The sequence below is a fragment of the Sphaerospermopsis aphanizomenoides BCCUSP55 genome (assembly GCF_001586785.1).
In the GTDB taxonomy this organism is placed as follows: Bacteria; Cyanobacteriota; Cyanobacteriia; order Cyanobacteriales; family Nostocaceae; genus Sphaerospermopsis_A; species Sphaerospermopsis_A aphanizomenoides_A.
Genome location: NZ_LUFH02000042.1, coordinates 23,363 through 47,966 on the forward strand (window position 1 = coordinate 23,363; position 24,604 = coordinate 47,966).

At 40.9% G+C, this 24,604-nt stretch carries 24 protein-coding genes; 10 read left to right on the forward strand and 14 right to left on the reverse strand.

Annotated elements, in window-relative coordinates; all coding sequences use genetic code 11:
- Positions 1–53 precede the first annotated feature (53 nt).
- From rplV to rplC, 6 genes are all read right to left on the reverse strand, one after another.
- Positions 54–413, reverse strand: a complete 360-nt coding sequence (rplV, locus tag A0J48_RS12530; protein WP_200323505.1) for a 50S ribosomal protein L22 — start codon at positions 411–413, stop codon at positions 54–56.
- A gap of 80 nt (positions 414–493) precedes the next feature.
- On the reverse strand, positions 494–772 hold the full coding sequence (gene rpsS / locus A0J48_RS12535) for a 30S ribosomal protein S19 (protein ID WP_200323506.1): 279 nt from the start codon (positions 770–772) through the stop codon (positions 494–496).
- A 144-nt stretch (positions 773–916) separates the two neighbouring features.
- Positions 917–1,780: a 50S ribosomal protein L2 gene (rplB, locus tag A0J48_RS12540; protein WP_200323507.1), complete on the reverse strand. Its 864-nt coding sequence runs from the start codon at positions 1,778–1,780 to the stop codon at positions 917–919.
- A gap of 123 nt (positions 1,781–1,903) precedes the next feature.
- Positions 1,904–2,218, reverse strand: coding sequence for a 50S ribosomal protein L23 (locus tag A0J48_RS12545; protein ID WP_200323508.1), 315 nt, complete (start codon positions 2,216–2,218; stop codon positions 1,904–1,906).
- The gene (rplD, locus tag A0J48_RS12550; RefSeq protein ID WP_200323509.1) at positions 2,211–2,843 is read right to left on the reverse strand and encodes a 50S ribosomal protein L4; all 633 of its coding nucleotides are present in this window, start codon (positions 2,841–2,843) and stop codon (positions 2,211–2,213) included. The genes A0J48_RS12545 and rplD overlap by 8 nt, the downstream gene beginning before the upstream one ends.
- Positions 2,844–2,902: 59 nt before the next feature.
- A complete protein-coding gene (rplC, locus tag A0J48_RS12555; protein ID WP_200323510.1) occupies positions 2,903–3,541 on the reverse strand; it encodes a 50S ribosomal protein L3 in 639 nt (212 codons plus the stop codon).
- Between the two features lie 852 nt (positions 3,542–4,393).
- On the opposite strand from rplC, the gene ndhN reads away from it, so the two are divergent.
- Positions 4,394–4,870 (forward strand): NAD(P)H-quinone oxidoreductase subunit N, encoded by a 477-nt coding sequence (gene ndhN, locus A0J48_RS12560; protein ID WP_200323511.1) that lies wholly within the window; start codon positions 4,394–4,396, stop codon positions 4,868–4,870.
- Between the two features lie 149 nt (positions 4,871–5,019).
- Positions 5,020–5,559, forward strand: coding sequence for a DUF3172 domain-containing protein (locus tag A0J48_RS12565; RefSeq protein WP_200323512.1), 540 nt, complete (start codon positions 5,020–5,022; stop codon positions 5,557–5,559).
- Positions 5,560–5,648: 89 nt separating this feature from the next.
- On the opposite strand, the gene A0J48_RS12570 is transcribed toward A0J48_RS12565, so the two are convergent.
- The 3 genes from A0J48_RS12570 to A0J48_RS12580 all read right to left on the reverse strand — a co-directional run bounded on the left by A0J48_RS12570 (position 5,649) and on the right by A0J48_RS12580 (position 9,234).
- Entirely contained in the window at positions 5,649–6,374 is a 726-nt protein-coding gene (locus A0J48_RS12570) for an AMIN domain-containing protein (RefSeq protein WP_200323513.1), read from the reverse strand.
- Between the two features lie 4 nt (positions 6,375–6,378).
- The gene (locus A0J48_RS12575; protein WP_200323515.1) at positions 6,379–6,894 is read right to left on the reverse strand and encodes a hypothetical protein; all 516 of its coding nucleotides are present in this window, start codon (positions 6,892–6,894) and stop codon (positions 6,379–6,381) included.
- A 144-nt stretch (positions 6,895–7,038) separates the two neighbouring features.
- Positions 7,039–9,234 (reverse strand): cation:proton antiporter, encoded by a 2,196-nt coding sequence (locus tag A0J48_RS12580; RefSeq protein WP_200323517.1) that lies wholly within the window; start codon positions 9,232–9,234, stop codon positions 7,039–7,041.
- 956 nt (positions 9,235–10,190) lie between these two features.
- On the opposite strand from A0J48_RS12580, the gene A0J48_RS12585 reads away from it, so the two are divergent.
- Positions 10,191–11,885, forward strand: coding sequence for an ABC-F family ATP-binding cassette domain-containing protein (locus tag A0J48_RS12585; protein ID WP_200323519.1), 1,695 nt, complete (start codon positions 10,191–10,193; stop codon positions 11,883–11,885).
- A gap of 114 nt (positions 11,886–11,999) precedes the next feature.
- On the forward strand, positions 12,000–12,566 hold the full coding sequence (locus A0J48_RS12590) for a Uma2 family endonuclease (protein WP_200323521.1): 567 nt from the start codon (positions 12,000–12,002) through the stop codon (positions 12,564–12,566).
- On the opposite strand, the gene A0J48_RS26955 is transcribed toward A0J48_RS12590, so the two are convergent.
- Complete coding sequence (locus A0J48_RS26955; protein WP_234300881.1) at positions 12,561–12,833, reverse strand: type II toxin-antitoxin system RelE/ParE family toxin; 273 nt, start codon at positions 12,831–12,833, stop codon at positions 12,561–12,563. The two genes, A0J48_RS12590 and A0J48_RS26955, sit on opposite strands and share 6 nt — an antisense overlap.
- A 93-nt stretch (positions 12,834–12,926) precedes the next feature.
- Positions 12,927–13,049 carry a hypothetical protein gene (locus A0J48_RS27430; RefSeq protein ID WP_267910303.1) on the reverse strand — a complete coding sequence of 41 codons (123 nt, stop codon included), beginning with the start codon at positions 13,047–13,049 and terminating at the stop codon, positions 12,927–12,929.
- An 87-nt stretch (positions 13,050–13,136) separates the two neighbouring features.
- Between A0J48_RS27430 and gpmI the strand changes: the two genes are divergently transcribed.
- The 3 genes from gpmI to A0J48_RS12610 all read left to right on the forward strand — a co-directional run bounded on the left by gpmI (position 13,137) and on the right by A0J48_RS12610 (position 15,944).
- Positions 13,137–14,735 carry a 2,3-bisphosphoglycerate-independent phosphoglycerate mutase gene (gpmI, locus tag A0J48_RS12600; RefSeq protein ID WP_200323523.1) on the forward strand — a complete coding sequence of 533 codons (1,599 nt, stop codon included), beginning with the start codon at positions 13,137–13,139 and terminating at the stop codon, positions 14,733–14,735.
- A gap of 174 nt (positions 14,736–14,909) precedes the next feature.
- Complete coding sequence (secG, locus tag A0J48_RS12605; protein WP_200323525.1) at positions 14,910–15,143, forward strand: preprotein translocase subunit SecG; 234 nt, start codon at positions 14,910–14,912, stop codon at positions 15,141–15,143.
- A gap of 6 nt (positions 15,144–15,149) precedes the next feature.
- Entirely contained in the window at positions 15,150–15,944 is a 795-nt protein-coding gene (locus A0J48_RS12610) for a peptidase (RefSeq protein ID WP_200323539.1), read from the forward strand.
- A 527-nt stretch (positions 15,945–16,471) separates the two neighbouring features.
- Here A0J48_RS12610 and A0J48_RS12615 read toward each other — a convergent pair.
- Positions 16,472–17,098 carry a CPP1-like family protein gene (locus A0J48_RS12615; protein ID WP_200323541.1) on the reverse strand — a complete coding sequence of 209 codons (627 nt, stop codon included), beginning with the start codon at positions 17,096–17,098 and terminating at the stop codon, positions 16,472–16,474.
- A 1,084-nt stretch (positions 17,099–18,182) separates the two neighbouring features.
- Here A0J48_RS12615 and A0J48_RS12620 point away from each other — a divergent pair.
- Positions 18,183–18,899 (forward strand): response regulator transcription factor, encoded by a 717-nt coding sequence (locus tag A0J48_RS12620; RefSeq protein ID WP_200323542.1) that lies wholly within the window; start codon positions 18,183–18,185, stop codon positions 18,897–18,899.
- Between the two features lie 476 nt (positions 18,900–19,375).
- On the opposite strand, the gene A0J48_RS12625 is transcribed toward A0J48_RS12620, so the two are convergent.
- On the reverse strand, positions 19,376–19,573 hold the full coding sequence (locus A0J48_RS12625; protein ID WP_200323543.1) for a DUF2811 domain-containing protein: 198 nt from the start codon (positions 19,571–19,573) through the stop codon (positions 19,376–19,378).
- A gap of 804 nt (positions 19,574–20,377) precedes the next feature.
- Here A0J48_RS12625 and A0J48_RS12630 point away from each other — a divergent pair.
- A complete protein-coding gene (locus A0J48_RS12630; RefSeq protein WP_200323544.1) occupies positions 20,378–22,141 on the forward strand; it encodes an iron uptake porin in 1,764 nt (587 codons plus the stop codon).
- 81 nt (positions 22,142–22,222) lie between these two features.
- Here the strand turns inward: A0J48_RS12630 and hisIE are convergent, their stop codons facing one another.
- The gene (gene hisIE, locus A0J48_RS12635) at positions 22,223–22,894 is read right to left on the reverse strand and encodes a bifunctional phosphoribosyl-AMP cyclohydrolase/phosphoribosyl-ATP diphosphatase HisIE (protein WP_200323545.1); all 672 of its coding nucleotides are present in this window, start codon (positions 22,892–22,894) and stop codon (positions 22,223–22,225) included.
- A gap of 273 nt (positions 22,895–23,167) precedes the next feature.
- Here hisIE and hemL point away from each other — a divergent pair, with 273 nt between their 5' ends.
- A complete protein-coding gene (gene hemL, locus A0J48_RS12640) occupies positions 23,168–24,466 on the forward strand; it encodes a glutamate-1-semialdehyde 2,1-aminomutase (protein WP_200323546.1) in 1,299 nt (432 codons plus the stop codon).
- Positions 24,467–24,604 lie beyond the last annotated feature (138 nt).

Below are 24,604 nucleotides of genomic sequence, written 5' to 3' on the forward strand. Positions count from 1 at the left end.
ATGCTTCCTCTAAAATTTCTTACTGTACGCAGTTAGTTGTGTCTGTCTATTGGTTATTTGGCAGTAGCGCCAGCGCCAACAGCGACAGTGATATGACACGTTGGCTTGCGAATTTGGTAAGCTCTACCCTGCGCTCTAGGTTGAAACCTTTTCAGCACTGGTCCTTGATCGGCATAAGCCTGAGTGATCACTAGTTCTGCTCGATCTAACCCTTCGTTATGTTCTGCATTAGCAGCCGCGCTTCTTAACACCTTTAATACTGGTTCGCAGGCGCGATAGGGCATGAATTCTAGGATGATGAGTGCTTCTCGATATGACCGTCCCCGAATTTGATCGAGTACGCGACGCACTTTATAGGGAGAAATGCGTATATAACGGGCGATCGCTTTAACTTCTGTAGTATCAGTTGCCATAATTGTCTCCATTTTGTCAGTTGTCAGTTGTTAGTTGCCAGTTGTTTACTGCTGACTACTGACTACTGACTAATGACAGATTACCTGCCTGATTTTTTGTCGCTTTTACCATGACCTCTGTAGGTGCGAGTGGGGGCAAATTCTCCCAACTTGTGTCCCACCATTTGTTCATTCACAAACACGGGGACGTGCTGTCTTCCATTGTGAACGGCTATGGTATGACCCACCATCATTGGTAAAATTGTTGAAGCTCTTGACCAAGTTTTGATTACTTGTTTTTCGTTTTTAGCGTTCAGTTTTTCGATTTTGCTGAGTAAGTGATCAGCAACGAAAGGACCTTTTTTTAGAGAACGACCCATAGTTCAATTTTGGATTTTGGATTTTGGATTTTGGATTGAGAATTTCGGATTTTGGATCATGAGGTTTCTTGCTCAGACTCCTCTAAATTTTTAGATGCCTACAAGTAGACCGAATCTAAAATCCAAAATTTAAAATCTAAAATTCTAAGACTGACGACCACCCCGACCGCGTTTAGAAGATTTACGACGGCGACGGACAATTAATTTAGTGCTTGCTTTCTTGCGCTTGCGTGTCTTTGCACCCAAAGCAGGTTTACCCCAAGGTGTCACAGGACCTGATCTACCGATGGGCGCTCTACCTTCACCACCACCATGTGGGTGGTCAACTGGGTTCATGACACTACCTCTGACCTTGGGACGGCGACCTTTCCAGCGATTCCGTCCCGCTTTACCAGCACTTAGGTTTCTGGCATCTGTATTTCCTACTTGTCCGATAGTGGCGTAACATTCGCGGCGCACCATGCGAACTTCACCAGAAGGCAACTTGAGGGTGACATAATTACCTTCTTTAGCCACAACTTGGGCTGTAGCCCCAGCCGCACGGACAATTTGACCACCTTTGCCTGGTGTCATTTCCACGTTGTGAACATTAGTACCCAAAGGAATCTTAGACAGAGGTAAGGCGTTACCATCTTCAAAAGGAGCATCAACACCAGCAATAATTGTTGTGCCTACTTTTAAGCCATTGGGATGCAGAATATAGCGTTTTTCGCCATCTTCGTATACAACTAAAGCGATTCGCGCATTCCGGTTGGGATCATATTCAATGGCTGTGACTGTACCTGCAATATCCCGCTTATCTCTCTTAAAGTCGATAATCCGGTAAAGTTGTTTGTGTCCGCCTCCCCGACGACGGCTGGTTATCCGCCCTTGATTATTCCGACCTTTGGCACGATGTACTGATTCTGTCAGTGATTTTTCTGGTTCAGTTTTCGTGATTTCCGCAAAGTCGGAGATTGTAACTTGGCGAGTACTGGGGGTATAAGGGCGATAAGAACGAGTACCCATAAACGATTTTGGATTTTGGATTTTGGATTTTGGAGTTAGAAGTTTTCGATTTTGATTTCGATTTTTAATTGTTTGTTTGGCGATTATTTATTAGCCCAATCTAAAATCTAAAATCTAAAATGCTTAAACGTCTGGGAAGAGAACTTGTCTAATTTTCTCTTCGTCTCCTGGTGCAACGGTGACAATAGCTTTTTTGTATTGGGGCTTAAATCCAATAAATTTACCAACCCGACGCTTTTTGCGTGGTGGTAAAGCGGTGTTGACTTTGACGACTTTGACTTGAAATAAGTCTTCAATAGCCGCCTTAATTTCCGGCTTACTCGATTTTGGAGTTACTTCAAAGGTGTATTTATTTTGCTCCATCAGGATGGTCGCCTTTTCAGTCAGAATGGGGCGACGCACTAAGTCGGCAAGGTTGCGGGGGTCAAAGTTAGGCACTGTAGACCTCCTGAATTTTTTCTAAGGCTGCTGGTGTAACTACAATTTTGTCAGCGTGTAGCAAATCGTAAACATTCAGTTGGTCAGCAGCAATGAGCTTTAAGTTCTCTATGTTGCGGGCTGACAATTGTACGTTTTCTGCTATTTCGGACAAAATTAACAAGGATTTTTGTTCTGGTGCTGCTCCCCAACGGGCTAATGCTGCTACCAATTCCTTGGTTTTAGGGCGTTGTAGTTCGCTGCTAAATTCTTCTACAACAATTAAATCTTCTAATCGACTAACGAAGGCTGTCCGCAGTGCCAAACGTCGCTCTTTCCGGTTGAGCTTGAGGTTGAAATCTCTGGGTTTGGGTCCAAAGATTACACCACCACCACGCCATAAGAGTGAACGAATGGAACCAGCACGAGCGCGACCTGTGCCTTTTTGCCGCCAAGGTTTGCGACCGCCACCACGTACTTCAGAACGGGTTTTGGTGCTGGCTGTACCTTGGCGAGAATTAGTCATTTGTCTGACGAGGGCGCGGTGTACTATGTGTGCCGCTGTTTCTTCTTTGGCAACTCGCAACTCGAAGCTGGTCTGACCAACTTGTTCTCCTTGCCAATTTTTAACTACACTCTCAACCATCTTTGTGTCCTTTGTCGGTTGCCAGTGGTCAGTTGATGCTGACGGCTAAACAACTAAAACTATTTACTACCAACTTTATTTGTGGGTACAACGTTCACTAATGCGCCTGGTTTGCCAGGAATAGCTCCCTTCACCAGAATTAGGTTGCGTTCTGCATCTACTCGTACTATGGTCAGTTTGCGAATTGTGACACGAGTACCTCCCAATCTTCCTGCCATCCGTTTTCCAGGATAAACACGACCGGGGGTTGTACCTGCACCGATAGAACCAGGCGCTCTGTGGTTTTTAGAACCATGTGACATGGGACCGCGACCGAAGTTGTTACGCTTCTGGTTGCCTGCAAAACCACGACCGATACTTGTACCGATTACATCTACAATTTGACCAGCACTAAAAATATCTGCCTTAATTTCTTGACCTAATGCATAATCACTGGAAGTATCGGTGCGATACTCATTCAAGTGCCTCAATGCTGGGGCAGATGATTTTGCCAAGTGACCTAGTAGTGGTTTGTTCAATGCCTTGGGTTTAACTTCGCCATAACCAACTTGAATGGCAGAATAACCGTCGGTCTGTTTTGTTTTAATTTGTGTAACAGTGCATGGCCCAGCTTGAATTACGGTGACAGGAATGGCTACTCCTGCATCGTCAAATATTTGGGTCATGCCCAGCTTGGTGCCGAGAATACCTACAGACACAGTAACTGGTTCTCCTTTCTAGTTGCTGACCTTGGAATCGGATTTGTTAGAGACAAGTTCGAGCAACGTCATTTTAGAAGGACTATCCTTCCAAATTTGGACTGGCGTTAGACAGTGCAAATTCTTTGTGACGCAACAAACTATGACTCTCCTGTTTGGTGAATCCGTTTATTTTTCACTCGCTTGTTCACCAGAACAGTAATAATTACCTTCCCGATGAAAAGGCGTTACTTCTGGAATCAATCAAGACGTTATTGCTTTGCGCTTTGTGCAGCAATGCTTTCGTCCAAGCGATTGCTCTGGCACTCTCCGAAGTGTAGTAGGACTTAAGTGGCGAATTTCCACTCAGTATCCGTTTCCTGAAAATTGCTATTCAGGCTCTACGTCTGTAAATACCTTAAACTACTGTTTGAGGATTTGCCTTCTTTTTAGGGGCTGCGGGAGTGAAAATGGGCTGAAGCTTGATGTTTGACTTTGGGTTAGTAGTCCTAAGCTTCTTGATTTGACCTTAAAGCTCTTTTAGTTTAACAGCCTCTTGTACATTTCTACCAGATTATTCTTGAAGGAATTATTTAAGCTATCAGCGGGTGATGCTTACAACGGTGGAAATCGCTAAATTTGAGATGACTGACTAAGTTTGCTATTTGGTCACAATCTAATATTATAAATCATTGATTTGTTTTTGTCCAGTAATCTATGGGGCAGATTTTCCTTTGTGGATAAATGTCACCTGGACATTACTTGCCTACGCTCGATGCCTGATATTGCTAAAATTCAATGACTTAATCTAACTTAATCTACCATCAAAAGGTAAATAATAGAGATATATTAAGTGGGATAAGACGGAAATCTATGGCACTAATTACCACTGGCAATGGTTTAATCCGTGATTTGGAGAAATTTGGCGCTCTGGGTGTATATGTTCCTCTGGAAGGGGGATATGAAGGTCGATATCGCCGTCGATTAAGAGCTGCGGGCTATATTAATCTGCATATTACTGCAAGGGGATTAGGAGATGTGGCAGCCTATCTGACGAGAGTTCATGGAGTTAGACCTCCCCATCTGGGTAAAAAAAGCACTGGTAGCGGTGCCGCAGTGGGTGAAGTGTACTATCTACCTCCAATGATCAGTTCTCATCTGGAACAGTTACCACCTAAGTCTAAGGGGTTGTTGCTGTGGATTATTGAGGGACATATCCTTTCTGATCAAGAAGTCGAGTATTTAGCTGAGTTACCCAAGCTAGAACCACGGGTAAAAGTGGTGATTGAACGGGGTGGCGATCGCTATTTCCGTTGGACTCCGCTAGAAAAAACTCTGTTAGCAAGTTAGTTAATGGTGAGTAGTCAGTGGTCAGTTGTTATGCAATTGATTGCTGACTCTTAAAAATCAGAGACAATTTTCTTCAAGACTCGTCATACTGAAGTAGGGAGAGAACCAAATACTCCCTCTCAAGTTGGCATGAAGGTGATCAAGCAAAAATGAGACGTAAATCAACTGGTAGATCAGCGACTACTTCTAAACCCTCTGCTTTCCAATCCCCAGCATGGAATTTAACAACCATTGCAATTTTGGGGGGGGTTCTGGTTTTAGGTATTGGGATTGGGATTGCGTTTAGTTCTACAAGCACATTAAGTCCTCAAAATGTGGCCTCCCGTGAATTCATTGATACTAAAGCACCAAACCCGGAAATTTGTGTGCAGTATGGAGCTAGTGCGATGGTGATGGATGCCAGACTATTTGTGACTCTTAACCCTTTTAATGTTTATGTTGCCCAGCCGAATATTCGTCCTGGATGTGTTCTCCGGCAAAATAACTGGGCAATTTTAGAAAATAAAAAACTGGTGACATCAGATCAGGTCAGGGAATGTAAAAATCGTTTGAATACCTTTGGTTTTACAGGTGATTTAAATAGTGAAAAGCCAGATATCAGGTGTATATACCAGAATGAATCGGCACAAAACTTCTTTTTATCTCAACCAGGTGCAGTCGGACCTTCTCAGGATACAGAAAGATTTTAAGAATAAAGAATTCAGGAGTCAGGAGTCAGGAGTCAGGAAGCATAAGAAAATACACGCATTCCCTATTTCCTATTTTGACTTTTGAGTTTTTATTTAGTGTTGGGTAGCGGCTGACCAAATTCAATTATAGGAATATTAGGAACTGGCTGTACATAGTTCTGAGAATTAGGGGCTGTAATGAGATTGCGATTCTCGGAAGTATTGGGAGAATTAGCTGGGAGAATAATCAAGTTGGATAGTGAAGATGGGTTTTGAGAATTGAGGGGCGGTACAATTACAAAAGGTTTTTGGTTGATAGGTAAATTGGTGGTTGGTGGTGGAAGAGTCAGGAAAGGATTTGAGGATGGCTGATTGATGGCAGAAGTGCTATTATGGGAGATAATGGGGCTTAATACCCAGCGCGTGGGGTTTTTTGGGGAAATGGGTTGAAGTTTTACCTGGTTGGTATCGACAAAACTACCTGGTTCTAAATCTATGACAATGCGTGTAATGTTCGGGCTAAATTGAGAAACTCGAATTTTCTGGATTTTTCCAGAATAGTTTTTATGGGTATCTACATTGCCTAACTGGGTATTAGGCAAATCTACAACTAAACGCGGGGGTTCTGCAAGGTAGAAATACTCAGGATTTGTACTTGCGGAAAGGGTTATTTCTAGTTGTTGAGATTGAGGATTAAACTGCCACTTATTGAGTTTTGCGGTTGTGACAGCAAGACTAATACTATTATTTAAGGTTATTCCTGCACATAAGCTCAATAAGCTAATCCTAAGAAGATATGAAGGGGAAAATTTCCTGGTTCTGAGTTTATTTTTCATGATGTTAATGGCTTTGAGATTTGGGATTGGCTTTTTGATCTGTTTGAGGTAGAGTGGTAAATTCTAAAATTGTGGAATTTTGATCAAGTTTTATTTGTCCAGGAATTTTATCTGTATTCATCTGTGACATTTGAATGGTGATTGGTTGAATTTGTTTAGTTTGGGAAGCAGGAGTTTGACAAAAGATGGAACTGTCAATATTTCCAGATAATTGCAGTTGTTGATTTTTCAAGATACCTGAGAGCGGAAGCTGTTGTTCTGTGTCTGTATTGGTGGTGGTTAATGGGAATAAAGCGGCATTTAGGTAAATACCAGACTGTTGAATATTGAGAACTAATGTGTTTGTTTGTTTGCAGTTTGCCAAGTTTGTGGCTAGGTTGAGACGATAGCGGTTGTTAATAGGGGTAGTAGCGCGGAGATGATTTTCACCGTAGGCGGTGACGGTTTTAAATAAGATGAGAACGGAGGCGATCGCTACTCCATAAAAGGCTAAAGATTTGAAGTTAAAATGGTTTATCATTTTGTCAGTTGTCACTTATAGCAGGAAGCAGAAGGCAGGAGGCAGTAGGGAAAGCCTTGTTATATCTACGTTTCAAGGATTAATAATGTCCTAATTATTCTGGCTACAGCTTTACAATCAATTATTGTTTGCAATTAAGAATAATTACGAATGATGAATTATTTCTTGGTGGTTAACTTCTGGTAGCAAGGAAGTAAGGTGAGAAGTTACTTGACTGTAACGACGGGTGATGAGTAGTGAGGAACGGCATTTTATGGCTAGTTCATCTGTGTATCTTCCTAGAGTTTGTCTTTCTATTCCCCAAGCGCGACTAGTACCAGCAATGGTTAAATCAACATTTTCTGAAGCTGTAACTACTGCTTCCATTGGTTCTGGGAAGGGTATGGTTTTGATTTCTATGCGATCGCGTACACTAGTTGGTAATTGTTCAATCAATCTGTGCAGTTCATAACTTAATTCATCTTGGGTATGATTTCCTGTTAAAACTTGTAAAATCTGCAACATACAAGTATCACGGTTGATGAGTAGTCGCAGAGCGACAATCAGGGCTAAATCATCATGGATATTTGCAGAATAAGGAACTAGTAAACTTTCTAAACGTTCCCCGCCTTTATCCACAAATACTGCGACATCTACTGGGGCAGTAGTAAGAATTTGCCCAACTCTTCCACCTAAGCGATTGTTACTAAAGGCTGGACGATGCCATCCCACAAGAATTAAATCTGGCTGTTCGATTTTGGTTATTTGTGCTGTTTCTCTGGCAACATTGCTGGATATACGAACGATGGGATGTATGTAGGAGCGGATATTTTCCGGTTCTAAGGTATTAATTAATTCTTCTAGCTGTTGATGACGTTCGGCAATTAATCGGTTAGCTTCGGTTGGGGTGCTTTCAAAACCGTAGTCTTCTTCTAATTCAATCAGGCTGAGAGGATTGATAACAGCAGGTTGTCGATAGTTGAGAGCGATAGCTACTGCTAACTGTACCAAACCTTTTTGGGTACTGGGGTTAGCTACGGGTACTAAAATTCGGTAGGGGGTAACGAAAGAGTCGAGACTTTCTGTCACCTGTGTATCTGTTTCCTGTTCTGGTTCTGGTTCTAATACATCTAACTTGATCAAGCGTTTTGGATATGTCCACTCTAGTAATGGTGATGTCATAAATGTTGTCACCAATGCCATAATGACTAGCATGGTGAAAAGCAAAGGTGAAATTACACCCAACTCTAAACCAATATTTAAGACAATTAATTCGGTTAAACCGCGAGTATTCATTAACCAACCAAGTGCAGAAGCTTCTCGTTTATTAATGCCACTGACACGAGCCGCTACATAAGTACCAATGTATTTACCTACAATAGCTACGGCTAAAACCAACGCACATAAAACCCATAATTCAGGACGATTTAGCAAGCCTATTTGTGTTCTTAAACCACTGTAGGCAAAAAACACTGGCAGCAGAAAAATTAAGACAAAATCTTCAGTTTTTACTGCTAATTCTCTGACTAATTCGGCATTTTTAGGCATTGCTGCGCCTAATAAAAATGCCCCAAAAATTAGGTGAATACCAATTAGTTCAGTAATGAGGGCTGAAGCTACAACTCCCATGTAAATTAAAGCCAGAACAAATTGGCTCAAACGTCCAGCGCGGCGATAATGAGTAACTAGGCGTTTAAGAAACCAACGCCCAACGGTGAACATAAAGCCTATGTAGAGAAGGCTGGCAATAATTGTCAGGATAGCTTGGCGGTCAATGCTACCATGACGAGCTACGGCGATCGCTAGAGCTAACAAACACCAAGCTGTGACATCATCCACCGCAGCACAAGTTAAGGCTAATGTCCCTAACCTTGTTCCTTGCAAATTATTTTCAGTGATAATTCGCGCTAACACAGGAAAGGCTGTAATTGACATCGCCGCACCTAAAAATAAGGCAAAGGCGGTGAAAGATACACTAGCACTAGAAACGAGAGGATAAAGCACTATTGATAGAATGCTGCCCAAAGAGAAAGGAACTAAAATGCTGACATGAGAAGTCAGAATTGCCACTTCTAACTGACTGCTTAGATATTTCGGATTTAGTTCTAAACCAATCAAAAACATGAAAAATATTAGCCCTACCTGAGATAAAACATTCAGGAAAGGAATGGTTTCTGGTGGAAACAGGGTAGCTGCTGCATGGGGAGCAATCAAACCAAATAATGATGGACCCAACATGATACCAGCAACAATTTCACCAATGACCAATGGTTGTTTAATTGATTTAAATGCTAGTCCTACCAGTCGTGATAGTCCAATCACAATTAACACTTCAACCAGAACGAGAATAACTGTATGCATAGTTTCCTCACTATTTACTATCCGGTTTCACTAAGATAATTCTTTACAACAGTGGAAATTGTCAACCTTTTGGAGATAATAAAATTTTGTAGATTGTAATTTGTTAATTATTGTTACAAAGTCAGCCTAGGATTTAACTATGAATGTATGAGTTTGTTCAAGATAATCACAGAAATTACAGCAGAATTCAGAAGTCGTAGGGGCGAAGCATTCGGAAAGTAGCCTTGGACAAAAACTTATAATTGGTCGCCCGAATGCTGATGCTTCCAGCACGCTACGCGAACGCCCGTACAGGAGTCAGGAGTAAAACTGGCTTGTTGTCCAGCTTTGAATTTAGCAGTATCCCAATGAAAGCAAAAATAAATGCAGCAATACTAAAAACTCTCTTAAACCATCTTAACTATGCCTTCTGCACGCTACGCGAACGTTTCTTTTGCGTTCTTCGTGGTAATACCTCCGGCTTCCGTAAGGGATACATTCATATCAAGCCTGGGAGCAATTACCAGATTTCAAAAAAATCAACTTACACATTTGGGATACTCCCTTGAATGTAGATTCTTTACTTTATTGATCTGCAATCTGCTTGAGAACTAACTCAAAATTGGGCAGAGAAACATCCTGGTAAGGGAATAAGATTGAGAATAATATTCAATCATCAGTGAAGATTGTGATTGATTTTTTATTTTCTCTTTAGTTGTGGTTTATCTCTGAGGTTATAGTTTGTCAGCCATACTAGACGAAACTAAGAACAAAGTTTGAGGATCTGGAGGATATACCATTTTTTTTATTATCCCCATATCAGCCGTATTTTTAATTAATTTATCTTATTGCCAGTAAAAAAATATACATATTATTTTTAGTAGTGATATTGATATCAATTGGTCGTTAAATTTTGTTAAGATTAAAGACGATTTCAGCTTTACCCCTCATATTCCCCCTACCTAAAGAGATACTTCATGTTGAGACTGGAACATATCAGCAAAATTTACCCTACAGGCGAAGTCCTGAAAGATATCAACTGGGAAGTCAAACCAGGCGATCGCATTGGCTTAGTTGGCGTTAACGGTGCGGGAAAGTCCACCCAACTGAAAATTATCTCCGGGGAAATTGAACCAACTGCTGGGGAAATTATTCGTCCAGCGAGTCTACACATAGCGTATCTAAACCAAGAGTTTGAAGTAGACCCGACTCGTACAGTTAATGAAGAATTTTGGACAGTATTTAAAGAAGCCAACGCAGTGCAATTAGGCTTGGCTCAGGTGCAGCGTGCTATGGAAACCGCTACACCAGAGGAATTAGATGACCTGATTCACAAGTTAGATCGCTTGCAACGCCAATTTGAAGCTTTGGATGGTTATGGCTTAGATGCGCGAATTGGAAAAATTCTACCAGAAATGGGGTTTCAGGTGGAAGATGGCGATCGCCTGGTTAGTGCCTTTTCCGGTGGTTGGCAGATGCGAATGAGTTTAGGTAAAATTCTGCTACAAAAGCCAGATTTGTTACTGCTGGACGAACCGACAAACCACTTAGACTTAGAAACCATTGAGTGGTTAGAAAATTACCTGAGAGGATTAATTACCCCAATGGTGATAGTTTCCCATGACCGGGAATTTCTAGACCGTCTCTGTACACAAATCGTAGAAACTGAACGTGGCGTTTCTAGTACATACCTTGGTAATTACTCTTCTTACTTGCAACAAAAAGCTGAAAATCAATCTGCACAACTTAACGCTTTTGAACGCCAACAGAAAGAATTAGAAAAGCAACAGGCGTTTGTAGATAAATTCCGCGCTAGTGCAACTCGCAGTACCCAAGCGAAAAGCCGAGAAAAACAACTAGACAAAATAGAACGGATTGAAGCACCAATTGCAGGAGTAAGAACACTGCATTTTCGTTTTCCACCCGCACCTCGCAGCGGACGGGAAGTAGTGGAAATCAAAGATTTAACTCATGTTTATGGAGATAAAATTCTCTTTTTAGGTGCTAATTTGCTGATTGAACGGGGAGATAGAATCGCTTTCTTAGGTCCCAACGGTGCAGGAAAATCTACACTGTTAAAAATGATTATGGGTGTAGAACCAGCCACAGAAGGAACTGTGAAACTGGGAGATCATAATGTTATCCCTGGTTACTTTGAACAGAACCAAGCAGAAGCATTAGACTTGAATAAAACAGTCATGGAAACTATTCATGATGAAGTTCCTGACTGGAAGAATGAAGAAGTCCGCACACTTTTAGGAAGGTTTTTATTTACTGGTGACACAGTATTTAAAAAAGTTGGGGCGTTAAGTGGAGGAGAAAAAGCTCGTTTAGCATTAGCGAAAATGCTGTTACGTCCAGCGAATTTAATCATTCTGGATGAGCCTACTAACCACTTAGATATTCCTGCTAAGGAAATGATGGAAGAGGCTTTGCAAAACTACGATGGTACAGCAATTGTAGTTTCCCACGACCGTTATTTTATCTCTCAAGTTGCGAATAAAATTGTAGAAATCCGGGATGGAGAATTTCGGGTTTATTTGGGAGATTATCATTACTACCTGAATAAAATTGAGGAAGAGAAAGAACAAGCAAAATTAGCAGCAATAGAAGCGGAGAAAGCCGCGAAGAAAGCCGCGAAAGCTGCTAAAGCGACAGCAAAGAAAAAATAGAGAAAATTAGGAGCTAGGTGACTGATTACAATTCCCGCTATCTGTCACCTGTTTTCTAACTGGCAAATTACGTTAGATAGAATAGTTATGAACCCCAAGTCTAGCTAGAAATCTATGATTAAAACAACTGTAAAGCAGATAACTTTTGAGGAGTACCTAACCTACGATGATGGTACAGATAATAAATATGAATTAGTTGATGGGGAGTTAGTGTTAATGCCACCTGCTGTATTTGGACACGCAGCTATAGTAAATTTTATTTACATAGCTTTTTACCTAGAAATTCAACGTTTGGGTTTAGACTGGTTAGTAACTCCTGGTACAGTAGGCGTGAGAACGACTTTTAACAAGTCACGTATTCCAGATATTTCTATAATCAACGGTGAAGAATGGCGACAAAATTCTCCTGATGCTCCTGCGGTTTTAGAAACTGCTCCATTATTAGTAGTAGAAATTGTCAGCGAAGGTTCTATAAATACTGATTATCGTCGTAAAAGAACAGAGTATGCTAATCGAGAAATTCCAGAATATTGGATTGTAGATCCGATTAATTCTAAAGTTTCTATATTATTATTAGATGAAGGATTTTATGATGTTGTAGAATTTATAAATAATCAAAAAATTGTTTCTAAGACTTTTCCTGAATTGGATTTAACAGTACAACAAATATTGAATCTATAAAGTTAAAAATTTGATCAATTTGTTTTCTATATTTAGGTTACAACACCCCCGGACGCAAATATTTGTTTTGCAGTTAATTGCAAGTTGGGAAAGATTACTGATTACCTCTATTAATTCATCTTTCAATTTTGCTGTTTCAATAGCCTCTGCTGTTAAAGACAGCAGTTCTGATGACAGTTTTTTCAAGGCTTCTTTTTCATCCTGATCAATATTGCTACGCTCGTTTTTTGGAAACCCAAACACAAAAAAACCAGCTATAGGACTCATATTTGATTTTTGAAAAAAACTCCGTATACCTAAATTCTCTGAAACCCTTTTGCCTCTTGCATGAGTGCCTCTTGCCTGCCTACATAGATAATTTCAGATATCAAGCCAGATTCCTATATCTTCCTTAAATATTAATAACAATTTTCTCAATTTCTCTACCCTGAACTCCTGATAGCGTTCACGTAGTGTGCCGTAAGCATAGCGTGGCGAAGCCATACTCCTCTCTTCTTCAACTTCTTTCTTCAACTAGCGGTTAGTAGTGGTATCATTCGGTTATTACAAAAAGTAAAGGGCAATTTTACTATGACCAAAGCACCTGTTGCTCCTGTGGTGCTAGTCATTTTAGATGGATGGGGCTACTGTGAGGACAAGCGCGGAAACGCGATCGCTGCTGCTAAAACGCCAATTATGGACAGTTTATGGACAGCATATCCCCACACCCTCATCCGCACTTCAGGAAAAGCCGTAGGGTTGCCAGAAGGTCAAATGGGCAACTCGGAAGTTGGTCATTTGAATATTGGCGCTGGGCGTGTGGTTCCCCAAGAACTGGTACGCATCTCGGATGCGGTTGAAGACGGTTCTCTAGCCGCTAACCCAGCACTTGTCAAAATTTGCCAGGAAGTTCGCTCTCGAAATGGCAAGTTACATCTAGTCGGGCTTTGTTCTGACGGAGGGGTACATTCACATATTACCCATCTGTTTGGATTACTTGACTTAGCCAAGTCACAGCAGCTTTCACAAGTATGTATTCACGCTATTACAGATGGGCGTGACACACCACCAACTGATGGCATTAAAGCCATCCAACAACTGCAAGATTATATAGACCGCGAGGAAATAGGGCAGATAGTGACTGTTAGCGGTCGTTATTATGCAATGGACCGCGATCGCCGTTGGGATCGAGTCCAACGTGCCTACGATGTAATGACACAAGATGGTGCTGGTAATGGACTTACGGCGCTAGAAGTGTTGCAAGCATCCTATTCTGAAGGCGTAACCGACGAGTTTATTCTTCCTGTTAGAATTGCTCCTGGCGCAGTTGCACCTGGAGATGGGGTGATATTTTTCAATTTCCGCCCCGACCGCGCCAGACAATTAACTCAAGCTTTTGTTAGTCCCGATTTTCAGGGTTTTGCAAGAGGGCAAATTACTCCTCTGTCTTTTGTGACATTTACTCAGTACGACCCAGAGTTACCCGTATCTGTAGCCTTTACTCCCCAGAACTTGACAAATATTCTGGGTGAAGTTATTGCTAATCATGGTCTTAAACAGTTTCGGACTGCGGAAACTGAAAAATATGCTCACGTCACCTATTTCTTTAATGGGGGACTAGAAGAACCTTGTGAGGGTGAAGACCGGGAACTTGTCAGCAGTCCAATGGTCGCTACCTACGACAAAGAACCAGCAATGTCAGCCAAAGCGGTGACAGATGTGGCGATCGCTGCAATTGAAAAGGGCATCTACTCCCTTGTGGTCATGAATTATGCTAACCCTGACATGGTAGGGCATACGGGACAAGTAGAAGCCACAGTCACGGCTATTGAAACCGTTGATCGATGTTTAGGCCGACTTGTAGAAAGTGTGGGCAAAATTGGCGGCACAATGCTGATTACAGCAGATCACGGTAATGCTGAGTATATGCTAGATGAGGACGGTAATCCTTGGACAGCCCATACTACTAACCCTGTTCCCTTCATCTTGGTAGAAGGGGAAAAAGTGAAAATACCTGGATATGGTACAAATGTGGATTTGCGAAATAATGGCAAGTTAGCCGACATTGCTCCCACTATTCTGGATATTTTACGACTTCCTCAGCCTCCAGAAATGACAGGGCGATCGCTCCTCAGAGCCGCAGAATATGATTTACAACTGACTCGTACCCCTGCACAAGTAGGTTTGTAAAATATATTCGAGTTAACAGTTAACTTTCTATAGTTAACTGTTTTCTTCGAGATAGAGTGAATGAACCACGAAGGCAAGAAGGACACGAAGGAAGAGAGGAAGAAGAGAAATTTTTAATTAACCGTGTTAGGTTAAATAATATTCAATATCATCTTTCGGAAATTTTAATTGCGTATGACTGTTACTAGCATCGTACAAGGAATTTGGGCTTTTTCTGCTTTAGGTTTAATTGTACTGGTTTTACTACATAGCCCTAAAGGTGATGGTATTGGTGCTATTGGTGGACAAGCTCAACTATTTAGTAGCACCAAAAGCGCAGAAAATACACTAAATCGCGTAACTTGGGCGTTAGTAGTAATTTTCCTCGGTTTAACAGTAGTTTTAAGTGCTAACTGGCTACCCAAATAAGTAAAAATGGGAAAAATATCCCAAAAGCCCAGATACAAAACTCGAAATAACAGATTAATTGGGTGGAAATTACTAGCAGTCCTGACTTTATTTATGAGTACAGGACTGTTAGTCACTTTGACTAACTTTTCAGTTAATGCTGTTTTTAGGGAACAGGAAAGAAACTTTCAATTATCTATTTCTCTACCTATTTCCCAAAAATCCTATCCTTTACCACCTAGCTTGAAAAATTGGCAAGATAAAACCAATAGTGGTGATTACTTTGATAACATCCAATCTACCAAAGTTGGTTATTTAATTTGGTCGCTTTTTCCAGTGAAAGTAAAGATAGAAACCCCCACAGAAATAAATAAAAAACAATCGCAAATATGGGTTAATAGTGTTTTACAAGCTGTTCAAGAATGGAATACTTATTTACCTTTAGAAGTAGTAGAAAATTCGGCAGTTGCTGATATTAGAATTTTCCGCAAAGCCCCACCTTTACAAATAGAAACTGCTAGTAAAATTCCTCGTGCGCGTTCTGCGTTAACAACCTATGAGTTATACAATCAAAATAATGTTTTATCTCACCGTTTTACTATCCTGTTAAGTCCCAGTCAAACCGGGGAATATGTGCAAGCAGCAGCACGTCATGAACTCGGTCATGCTTTAGGAATTTGGGGACACAGTCCACTACCAACAGATGCACTTTATTTTTCCCAAGTTCGCAAACCTGCTTCTATTTCCACACGAGATGTAAATACTTTGAAGAAGGTCTATGAACAGTCTACAAGTTTGGGGTCATCCCAGGTGAAAAAGTGAAGTGAGAGAATATGTAGATAAAAATAATATTTAACTCTAGATTATCTGTTAAAATTCAACCTATTCTCTGTTATGTAAGTTGGGACTTGTTGACTTAAAATTAAACATCAAATTAACAGATGAAAAATTTTTCCAACTCTATCAAAACAAACTTGATTTGAGATTTGAATGCACAGTATCAGGAGAATTACTCATTATAGTTCCAAAAAGCATAGACAAATATCTCATGCTATTTGTTTACTGGGAATAACCCCGACAGGGCGTTAGCGAAGCTCCTCCGTTCGGCGAAGCCGTGCCGATAGCTTGCGTGGCGACGCAGGAGCCATAGGCATAGGAAGCACTACAACGCCCCTTATCCCTAGACTAAACGCTGTCGGGACTACTTTTCTTAAAATATTCAAACTACCATTCACATTAGTGTGAATCAGTTTACCATTACCTGTTTTATAAAGCTTAGTCATGATGTTTAATTTCTTCTGTCTGACATTTTCTGGGTTAAATAAAAACTTAGCCTCAGAATCTTAGCTCTAACACAAAAAACTGCTAATTAACCACATCAAGATAAACGTTAAAACTGTAGAAAACTGATTTGATGTGATATGAATAAACGGCATTTGCTGTAATACCCAGGTAGCTGTTAATCCCCCGACTATTAAACCTATAATTAGACCAGTCAGTGTGAACAACACAGATCGCCCAAATTTATTTTCCTTACGATTCAGAAAATAAATACTAACTCCCACGCCTATCACCAATGCTAACTGTAAAATTTGATCGCCCGCAGCAGGGTAAAATAGAGTAATAGCACTTAGACCCAAATACCAAGCTCCTGGCAATAGTACATCGGGTAAACTTGGTTTATCTAACATTCTTTGCAGCCAATCAGGTGAATGTTGATAAGCCGCAGGATTTTCTTGCTGAGGAGGTTGAACTCGCATTTCTGGAAAGCGAATACGCTCAGGAACTTTAATTTTTCCTTCTTGGCGCATCCGTAAGCGTTCCATTAGAATCGCATCATAAGCTGCTTCAATCAATTCCATAACCTTGCCATCACCACCATGTTGCTCTAAGAGGCGATTGCGAGCATCCTGAATTTCATCGAAGCTAGCATCTTCTGATACCCCAAGTTTATCGTAGGGATTGTGATCGCTCATGGCAGTTTGTAACTTCAGCCTTACTAAGCGGTAGTCTTTGTGATTGACACTCCCTGCTCTCAAGAGACGGGGATTCTTGGTTCAACGAGACCACTTGAACTAGAATCCTTGCATTATCTAGTCCAGAGGTGGGACTCTCCCCAAGCGTTAACTTTCCGGATGCCCTCCGGTAGTTGCATTTGGAGCAATTCCTGTTTAACTGAAACGTTTTTGTTTCAAAATTCTGAGTTGTCTAGCTCCTATGAATCTTTTACCTACTGCTAGGAGGAAACTAGAACAATGCAGTAGAACCGCATAGATTCAATTGTCAAGGTACAGATTGCCCTTAGGCAGTTGGGTTTTGATACAGGTTGATTACCTTTCCTGTTACAAATAGTATAACACCATCAGTCGCTGTGGGATAAATCCCCCACACGGATTTCATCACCAGCTTAAAAGACATTGAAACCTAAAAAAAATTTGGGATTTACAGGTGTTAGGAGTTACGCAAAAAAACGAAAACTTAAAGGTTGGGACAAAGGGGTAAAGTGATAGAAAAATCAAGGTTGAGAAGAGGAAAACCCCTACACCCCTATACCCTTACACACAGTCCATGGCTTACGTCACGTTGTGCTATCACAGATAACTTGCGTGCGTAATTCCGGTTTATTTATCGAAACAATCAGGTCAAAAACCGGACTTCATCCCGCTACGTTAACGCAGTTTAAGGCGAAAAGTTTTTGGCGCGGTGTACAAATCCCCGTTACAAAAACTGCCTTCTGCCCTCTGCCTCCTGCCCTCTGCCTCCTGCCCTCTGCCTTCGTTAAGGCTCTGGCTACTATCAATATTTGGCTTCACACAATATTATGAGTGGAATAGGTTGCCAGATAGTGTCAGAACAACCATTTAGTAGATATACTGAAGTGCAGACCTGATTACCAGGAAATTGATGCCTAAATCTTTCTTTATTCTGATTACAGTTTATTTGAATAATCAGGATACTTGTAACTGGCCCTTGTAGATTCTTAATAAATGCCAATGTGAGAATTGCGTTTTTACGCAATCACCCTGTTAATCCTATGAATTTTTGTGTAAAGTGATGGTCATGGCTCCTGCCAAGATTCTTGTAGTTGATGACGACCCCGCAGTTCGGAATTTAATCCAACGCTTTTTGATCAAACAGAACTATCAAGTGGAAGCTGCGGAAGATGGTAAAACCGCTTTAGCTCTATTTGAGCAATTTAATCCTGACTTGGTAATTCTAGATATAAATTTGCCGGATGCTATCGGATTCAATCTATGTCAAGAAATGCAAAGTCGTAATGGTGTTTTTGTACTTATGTTGACTAGCCGAACAGATGAATCCGATAAAATTCGAGGTTTTTCTAAAGGTGCTGATGATTATCTCACTAAACCATTTGGTCTGGGAGAGTTAGAAGTCAGAGTAGCCGCAATTTTGAGGCGACAGAGAGTTGTAACGACAGCAGAACAAAAACGCCTTATTTTTGAAAAACTGATGATTGACCCAGTACGGAGGGAAGTGTCGCTTGATAACCAACCAATACCGTTAACAGCTCTAGAATTTGATTTGTTGCATTTTTTAGCTAGTCACCCAGGTCGAGTGTGGCGGCGAGCAGAGTTGATCCAGGAAGTCTGGGACTATGAATATGTAGGAGACCAGAGGGTTGTTGATGTTCACATCGGTCAAATTCGCAAGAAGATTGAGATTGATGCTGGTCAGCCAGCGTTAATCCAGACTGTACGTGGTGTAGGTTATAAATTTGAATGTCCTACTCATCCTCAACAAGAAGTTAAATCCTAATCAAAAAGTGTTTTTAATTTCTGCCAAACAAATATTTCAGATGATATGTCTACCTGCTTTTAGGTACTTGATCCTAGAGGATGAATACACGAGTATACTGTTGTATCGAGATCCCCCCTAGGCAATTTTTTAGCGGGGATAACTTAATACTTGTCGGTTAAGGGATAAAGGGAAAAACCTTTACCCTTTTCCGTTACAAAACTTTACATATAGCAACGGGCAAGGTGATTAGGACATCAACAGATGATAAAACCTAGACAGTAAAAGCCTTGTACTTTTTTCCCACTTTCAACCCTTGAAAATCTTTATTCATCTAGGTTTTACCTTTATTCAGCAAGCCCTATTTAGAGTATGGACTTGCCCAGTGGAGACTTTATGGTTAGCTTTCACTTTAGTAAGAGGATCAATGCTACTTGATGGCAGTTTCTACCACAGTAGAAACCCCGCCAGCACATAGATACTGTAAGTAGTGTTATTTAGCACTGATGAAATAAAGTTTCTAGATAGATCCGAGCAGCACAGCGATCACTATCTCCATTTTGAAGCAGAAACAATGATAGCGCCGCAGTCAATACTCGGTTTTGATCCCAATCAGGATGGGTTTCTAGGTAGTTTTTTAGGGATTCGTTGAGGGTATCAGGAATCTCAGTAAAGATACTTACTTTTGTGTTCATAAGATTTTCCTTCTATAAAGTCCATCAGGAGATCTTGCTTGTATTTAGCCTGATAATTCACGCTTGCATCTGATGTAAATCTACAAACTTGATACTAACGAGAGAATAGACTAAAAAACCAAGCCGAATCATTGTGCGCTAAGAGGGGGTGGGTTTGTCAATGCTGCGAAATGTTAAAAACTAGTAGCTAAAGAATAAATACTGACGAAACAATCAGGGTTGTAGCCAGATTTTTGTTACAAAATTCAATAAAATCTCAGTCACTGATGTTTCACTGTCATAAAACAATAAAATCCCCAGTAAGTCACCAAGAGTTTATGAATTCGTAGCGCATCTGTGGAAAACTGGTCAATTTTATGTGGAAACTCTGTGGAATGAATGAGGATAACAGCAGCTAATGATAAGAATTACAAAAATATCAAGGTTTGCTCACAATGTTGTGCAACATCAAGCTCTAAAAGGTTATGAGAATTGGGTTTTCAAAGGAAAAGTTTTCAGTGAAGGCTAGAATCCAAAAACAGTTACTAGCCCTTGTTGTATTAATATCACTTTGGATTTACTAAAACTTAATATTATATGTTTAAAAACAGGTATAAAAATTCTTAACAATTGCTTTGTATCAAATTTTTATATAAGTAGTATTTAATCTCACCCCTCAATATATTAATCACAACTTTTTAACCTGTAATTACCACTGTGCCATAAGATTTACTTTAAGCATTAATTTCTGATTGTGGCAAAACTAGAGCCATACTAGCTCTGGAAACGAAATATGCAATAAAAATTTAGCTGTGAGCAGTCACCATGAAAGTAAATATACTAAATTCTGGTGGAGTAGGTTTAATTTGCTTACTCTCTGGATTTTACCCTGTACAAGCAATGGCTGTTGATAGCCCAGAGCTAAATAAAGCAGCTACTATCAATCCAACAGATACTCACAAACAACCAAGTACAGATTTATCAACATCCCCAGCCTTAACGTCAGATGAGATAGAACAAGTAACATCCGTATCACAACTGTCAGACGTACAACCAAAAGATTGGGCTTTTCAAGCTTTACAATCTTTAGTAGAGAGATATGGATGTATTGCAGGTTATCCCAACGGTACTTTTCGTGGCAACCGTGCCATGACTCGCTATGAATTTGCTGCTGGTTTAAATGCTTGTTTAGACAGAGTTAACGAATTAATTGCTACCGCGACAGGAGATTCATTAACAAAAAAAGACCTAGCTACCCTACAAAAACTGCAAGAAGAATTTTCAGCCGAACTGGCAACCCTCAGAGGTAGAGTAGATGCATTAGAAGCACGTACAGCAGAATTAGAAGCCAATAGATTTTCTACCACAACCAAATTAAGTGGTGAAGCCATCATCGCGGCTATTGGTGCCACAGGCGGCGATCCTGATCAGGATAATCCTAATATCATTCTCACTAACCGAGTTCGCTTAAACCTCACCACCAGTTTTACAGGTAAAGACTTACTGATCACCGGGTTACAAGCTTATAATTTCCAGGGTGGTAGTAGTAGCCTCCAGGGTAGTCTGGGATTGTCAGATACAACTGGATTAAGTGCTAGTAGTGCGCGGACTAGCTTTGAACCCCAATTTCCTGGACTTGACGTAAAAACTTTAGGTGGGGTTGGTGCAAACTCACTAGAGCTTTATAAACTGCTGTATATCTTCCCTGTAGCCAAAAAATTAACCTTGTTTGCGGGGACTGCGGCGGAAGTTTCTGATGCTTTTCCTGCGATTACACCCTTCTATGGAGAAGGACAAGAATCTATTTCCCGTTTTGGTAATTTAAATCCTGTTCTGCGCGTTTCTGGTGGTACTTCCGGTTCTGGTTTAGCTTCAGCGGCGGGTTTTATTTATAGTTTTTCCCCCAGCTTAGATTTGCGAGCTTTGTATGGTAGTGTGAATGCTAACTTACCTGAAAACCAAGGTTTTCCTGGAACACCTTTAGGTGCAGGTGTATTTAATGGTAGTAGCGTAGTTGCAGCCCAATTGACATTTAAACCCACCAAATCTATAGATGTGGGATTAAACTACGCCAATAGTTACCACCAGATCAATATTTTAGGTACAGGTTTAACCAGTAGTGATACTAATGCTTTAACTGGTGATTCTTCATCTGGTCTGAATTTGGAAACACCTGTAAAACTCAATTCCTTTGGTGGAACCCTAACCTGGCGCTTTTCTCCAAAAGTTGCTTTATCTGGTTATGGTGCAGCTATCTTTGTTGATGACTCTTCCAATAGTGTAGATGCTTCTTCCACTTTCACCAGTTGGATGGTAGGCTTGCATTTTAATGACCTGCTGCAAAAAGGTAGTTCGGCAGGGTTACTTTTTGGACAACCTCTTTATCGTACTGATGCTGGTGGATCAGCCCAACTTGCGGCTACTGGTGTAGATAGAGCAACTCCTTACCATTTGGAAGGTTATTACCGTTTTCGTGTCAATGACAATGTGAGCATTACTCCTGGTGCGTTTGTCCTGTTTAACCCTGAAGGGAATAGCAACAACGACACCACACTGGTAGGGGTACTAAGGACGACTTTTACTTTTTAGGAGTCAGGAGTCAGAAGTCAGGAATTATTAATTTTGACTTTTGACTTTTGACTTTTGACTTTTGACTTGATATCACCCCACCTACTTCCGGCGTTCTTGTAATTTCCGATAAACAGCTTTTAAATCAACTTGATGATGAGCCAGGGCGACCAGGGTATGATAAAACAGATCCGCAACTTCACCCGCGATCGCATCAGCTTCATTATCTTTAAACGCCATCACGACCTCGGCGCTTTCCTCACCTATCTTTTTCAAAATTTTATTATCACCGCCAGCCAACAACTTACAGGTATAGGAATTTTCATTGGGATGATCACGGCGATCGCATATCACTTGGAAAAGTTGGGATAACATATCCGCTGGTGGCGGGACGATTTTCCCCTCAACTTGGTGAAAACAACTACGTTCTCCTGTGTGACAAGCAATATCTCCCAACTGCTCCACAGTGACTAATAGAGCATCACTATCACAGTCATAACGGATATTCTGCACCTTTTGGATATGTCCAGATGTAGCACCTTTATGCCATAACTCCTGACGGGAACGACTCCAAAACCAAGTTTCTCCTGTTTCCAGGGTCTTTTGTAAAGACTCTTGATTCATCCAGGCCATCATCAAGACGGTACCATCTAGATAATCTTGGACAATAGCCGCAACTAAACCCTTGTCATCGTAACGGATTTTGTCAACAGGTATGGCAGATTGGAGCGTTAGCGAAGCTGACCGAAGGTATTGCAGTTCAGGAGAAGACATATTAGCTAATTTGCTCTAGTTAAGAATGATTAATGGATTCAAGATATCATTCCGAATACAACAGAGTTCATATTTTGGGCAATTTATCTCAGAATTATGGATTATGTCACGCTCTCCCATCAGGAGTTACAGCATAAAATCTTCTTCCCTACACTCTGAACCCTACACCTTGTATCCGATTGACCGAATTCTATGAGCATAGAAATTTTCAGCATTATTTAGTCCTATCCTAAGAGAGAAGCTCAATTTAATCACCACTTATAGGAGATCACCTTGGTAAACACGACAATTAAAACCACAAAATCACAAGAAATCTTTGCTGCTGCTCAAAATCTGATGCCAGGAGGAGTTAGTTCTCCAGTTCGCGCTTTTAAATCTGTTGGTGGACAACCTATCGTATTTGACCGCGTTAACGGAGCATATATTTGGGATGTAGATGGCAACAAATACATTGACTATGTTGGTACTTGGGGTCCTGCTATTTGCGGTCATGCCCATCCAGAAGTAATCACTGCCCTTCATGAAGCTTTAGAAAAAGGTACTAGCTTTGGCGCTCCCTCTGTACTAGAAAATGTCTTAGCAGAAATGGTGATAGATGCTGTTCCTAGCATCGAAATGGTGAGATTTGTCAATTCTGGTACTGAAGCTTGTATGGCCGTACTCCGGTTAATGCGAGCTTTCACCAACCGAGAGAAAATCATCAAGTTTGAAGGCTGCTATCACGGTCACGCTGATATGTTCCTGGTGAAAGCGGGTTCTGGTGTAGCTACCCTTGGTTTACCCGACTCCCCAGGAGTACCCAAAGCCGCTACTAGCAGCACTTTAACGGCACCTTTTAATGACCTAGAAGCTGTCAAAGCTTTGTTTGAAGAAAACCGAGACGAAATAGCTGGTGTAATTCTTGAACCAGTGGTTGGTAATGCTGGCTTTATTACTCCCGATGCTGGTTTCTTAGAAGGTTTGCGGGAACTTACTCAGGAACATGGAGCTTTATTAGTATTTGATGAAGTGATGACTGGCTTCCGTATTGCTTACGGTGGCGCTCAAGAAAAATTTGGTATCACTCCTGATTTAACCACAATGGGCAAAGTCATCGGTGGTGGTTTACCCGTAGGCGCTTATGGTGGTCGCCGCGATATCATGTCAATGATTGCTCCCGCAGGCCCTGTGTATCAAGCTGGAACTCTTTCTGGTAATCCCCTAGCTATGACTGCGGGAATCAAAACACTGGAATTACTACAAAAACCCGGTACTTATGATTATCTAGAACGGATTACCAAAAAACTGGCCGATGGGTTACTAAAAGTTGCTAAAGAAACAGGTCATGCAGCTTGTGGTGGTAGTATCAGCGCCATGTTTGGTTTGTTCTTTACAAATGGGCCAGTTCATAACTATGAAGATGCGAAAAAGTCTGATACAGCTAAGTTTGGCAGATTCCATCGTGGGATGTTAGAACGTGGTATTTACTTAGCACCTTCTCAGTTTGAGGCTGGTTTTACTTCTTTAGCTCACACAGATGAAGATATTGAACAGACTTTAGCCGCTGCAAAAGATGTGCTGTCTAATCTATAACCTTTTCCTACTTAGGGGATGCTGATAGCGGAGCGTGGCGTAAGCCATATAAATGCAAAACCATGATAAATTAAGGGATTCAGGCTGATAAAAAAGAAAATAGGTGCAAGGTTTTTAAAACTAGGAGTGGAAAAATCG

Excerpts from the sequence above, each read along its gene's own strand:
- rplV (WP_200323505.1), bottom strand. The coding sequence starts at position 413 with ATGGCAACTGATACTACAGAAGTTAAAGCGATCGCCCGTTATATACGC.
- rpsS (WP_200323506.1), bottom strand. The coding sequence starts at position 772 with ATGGGTCGTTCTCTAAAAAAAGGTCCTTTCGTTGCTGATCACTTACTC.
- rplB (WP_200323507.1), bottom strand. The coding sequence starts at position 1,780 with ATGGGTACTCGTTCTTATCGCCCTTATACCCCCAGTACTCGCCAAGTT.
- rplD (WP_200323509.1), bottom strand. The coding sequence starts at position 2,843 with ATGGTTGAGAGTGTAGTTAAAAATTGGCAAGGAGAACAAGTTGGTCAG.
- ndhN (WP_200323511.1), top strand. The coding sequence starts at position 4,394 with ATGGCACTAATTACCACTGGCAATGGTTTAATCCGTGATTTGGAGAAA.
- A0J48_RS12565 (WP_200323512.1), top strand. The coding sequence starts at position 5,020 with ATGAGACGTAAATCAACTGGTAGATCAGCGACTACTTCTAAACCCTCT.
- A0J48_RS12570 (WP_200323513.1), bottom strand. The coding sequence starts at position 6,374 with ATGAAAAATAAACTCAGAACCAGGAAATTTTCCCCTTCATATCTTCTT.
- A0J48_RS12575 (WP_200323515.1), bottom strand. The coding sequence starts at position 6,894 with ATGATAAACCATTTTAACTTCAAATCTTTAGCCTTTTATGGAGTAGCG.
- A0J48_RS12580 (WP_200323517.1), bottom strand. The coding sequence starts at position 9,234 with ATGCATACAGTTATTCTCGTTCTGGTTGAAGTGTTAATTGTGATTGGA.
- A0J48_RS12585 (WP_200323519.1), top strand. The coding sequence starts at position 10,191 with ATGTTGAGACTGGAACATATCAGCAAAATTTACCCTACAGGCGAAGTC.
- A0J48_RS12590 (WP_200323521.1), top strand. The coding sequence starts at position 12,000 with ATGATTAAAACAACTGTAAAGCAGATAACTTTTGAGGAGTACCTAACC.
- A0J48_RS26955 (WP_234300881.1), bottom strand. The coding sequence starts at position 12,833 with ATGAGTCCTATAGCTGGTTTTTTTGTGTTTGGGTTTCCAAAAAACGAG.
- A0J48_RS27430 (WP_267910303.1), bottom strand. The coding sequence starts at position 13,049 with ATGGCTTCGCCACGCTATGCTTACGGCACACTACGTGAACGCTATCAG.
- gpmI (WP_200323523.1), top strand. The coding sequence starts at position 13,137 with ATGACCAAAGCACCTGTTGCTCCTGTGGTGCTAGTCATTTTAGATGGA.
- secG (WP_200323525.1), top strand. The coding sequence starts at position 14,910 with ATGACTGTTACTAGCATCGTACAAGGAATTTGGGCTTTTTCTGCTTTA.
- A0J48_RS12610 (WP_200323539.1), top strand. The coding sequence starts at position 15,150 with ATGGGAAAAATATCCCAAAAGCCCAGATACAAAACTCGAAATAACAGA.
- A0J48_RS12615 (WP_200323541.1), bottom strand. The coding sequence starts at position 17,098 with ATGAGCGATCACAATCCCTACGATAAACTTGGGGTATCAGAAGATGCT.
- A0J48_RS12620 (WP_200323542.1), top strand. The coding sequence starts at position 18,183 with ATGGCTCCTGCCAAGATTCTTGTAGTTGATGACGACCCCGCAGTTCGG.
- A0J48_RS12625 (WP_200323543.1), bottom strand. The coding sequence starts at position 19,573 with ATGAACACAAAAGTAAGTATCTTTACTGAGATTCCTGATACCCTCAAC.
- A0J48_RS12630 (WP_200323544.1), top strand. The coding sequence starts at position 20,378 with ATGAAAGTAAATATACTAAATTCTGGTGGAGTAGGTTTAATTTGCTTA.
- hisIE (WP_200323545.1), bottom strand. The coding sequence starts at position 22,894 with ATGTCTTCTCCTGAACTGCAATACCTTCGGTCAGCTTCGCTAACGCTC.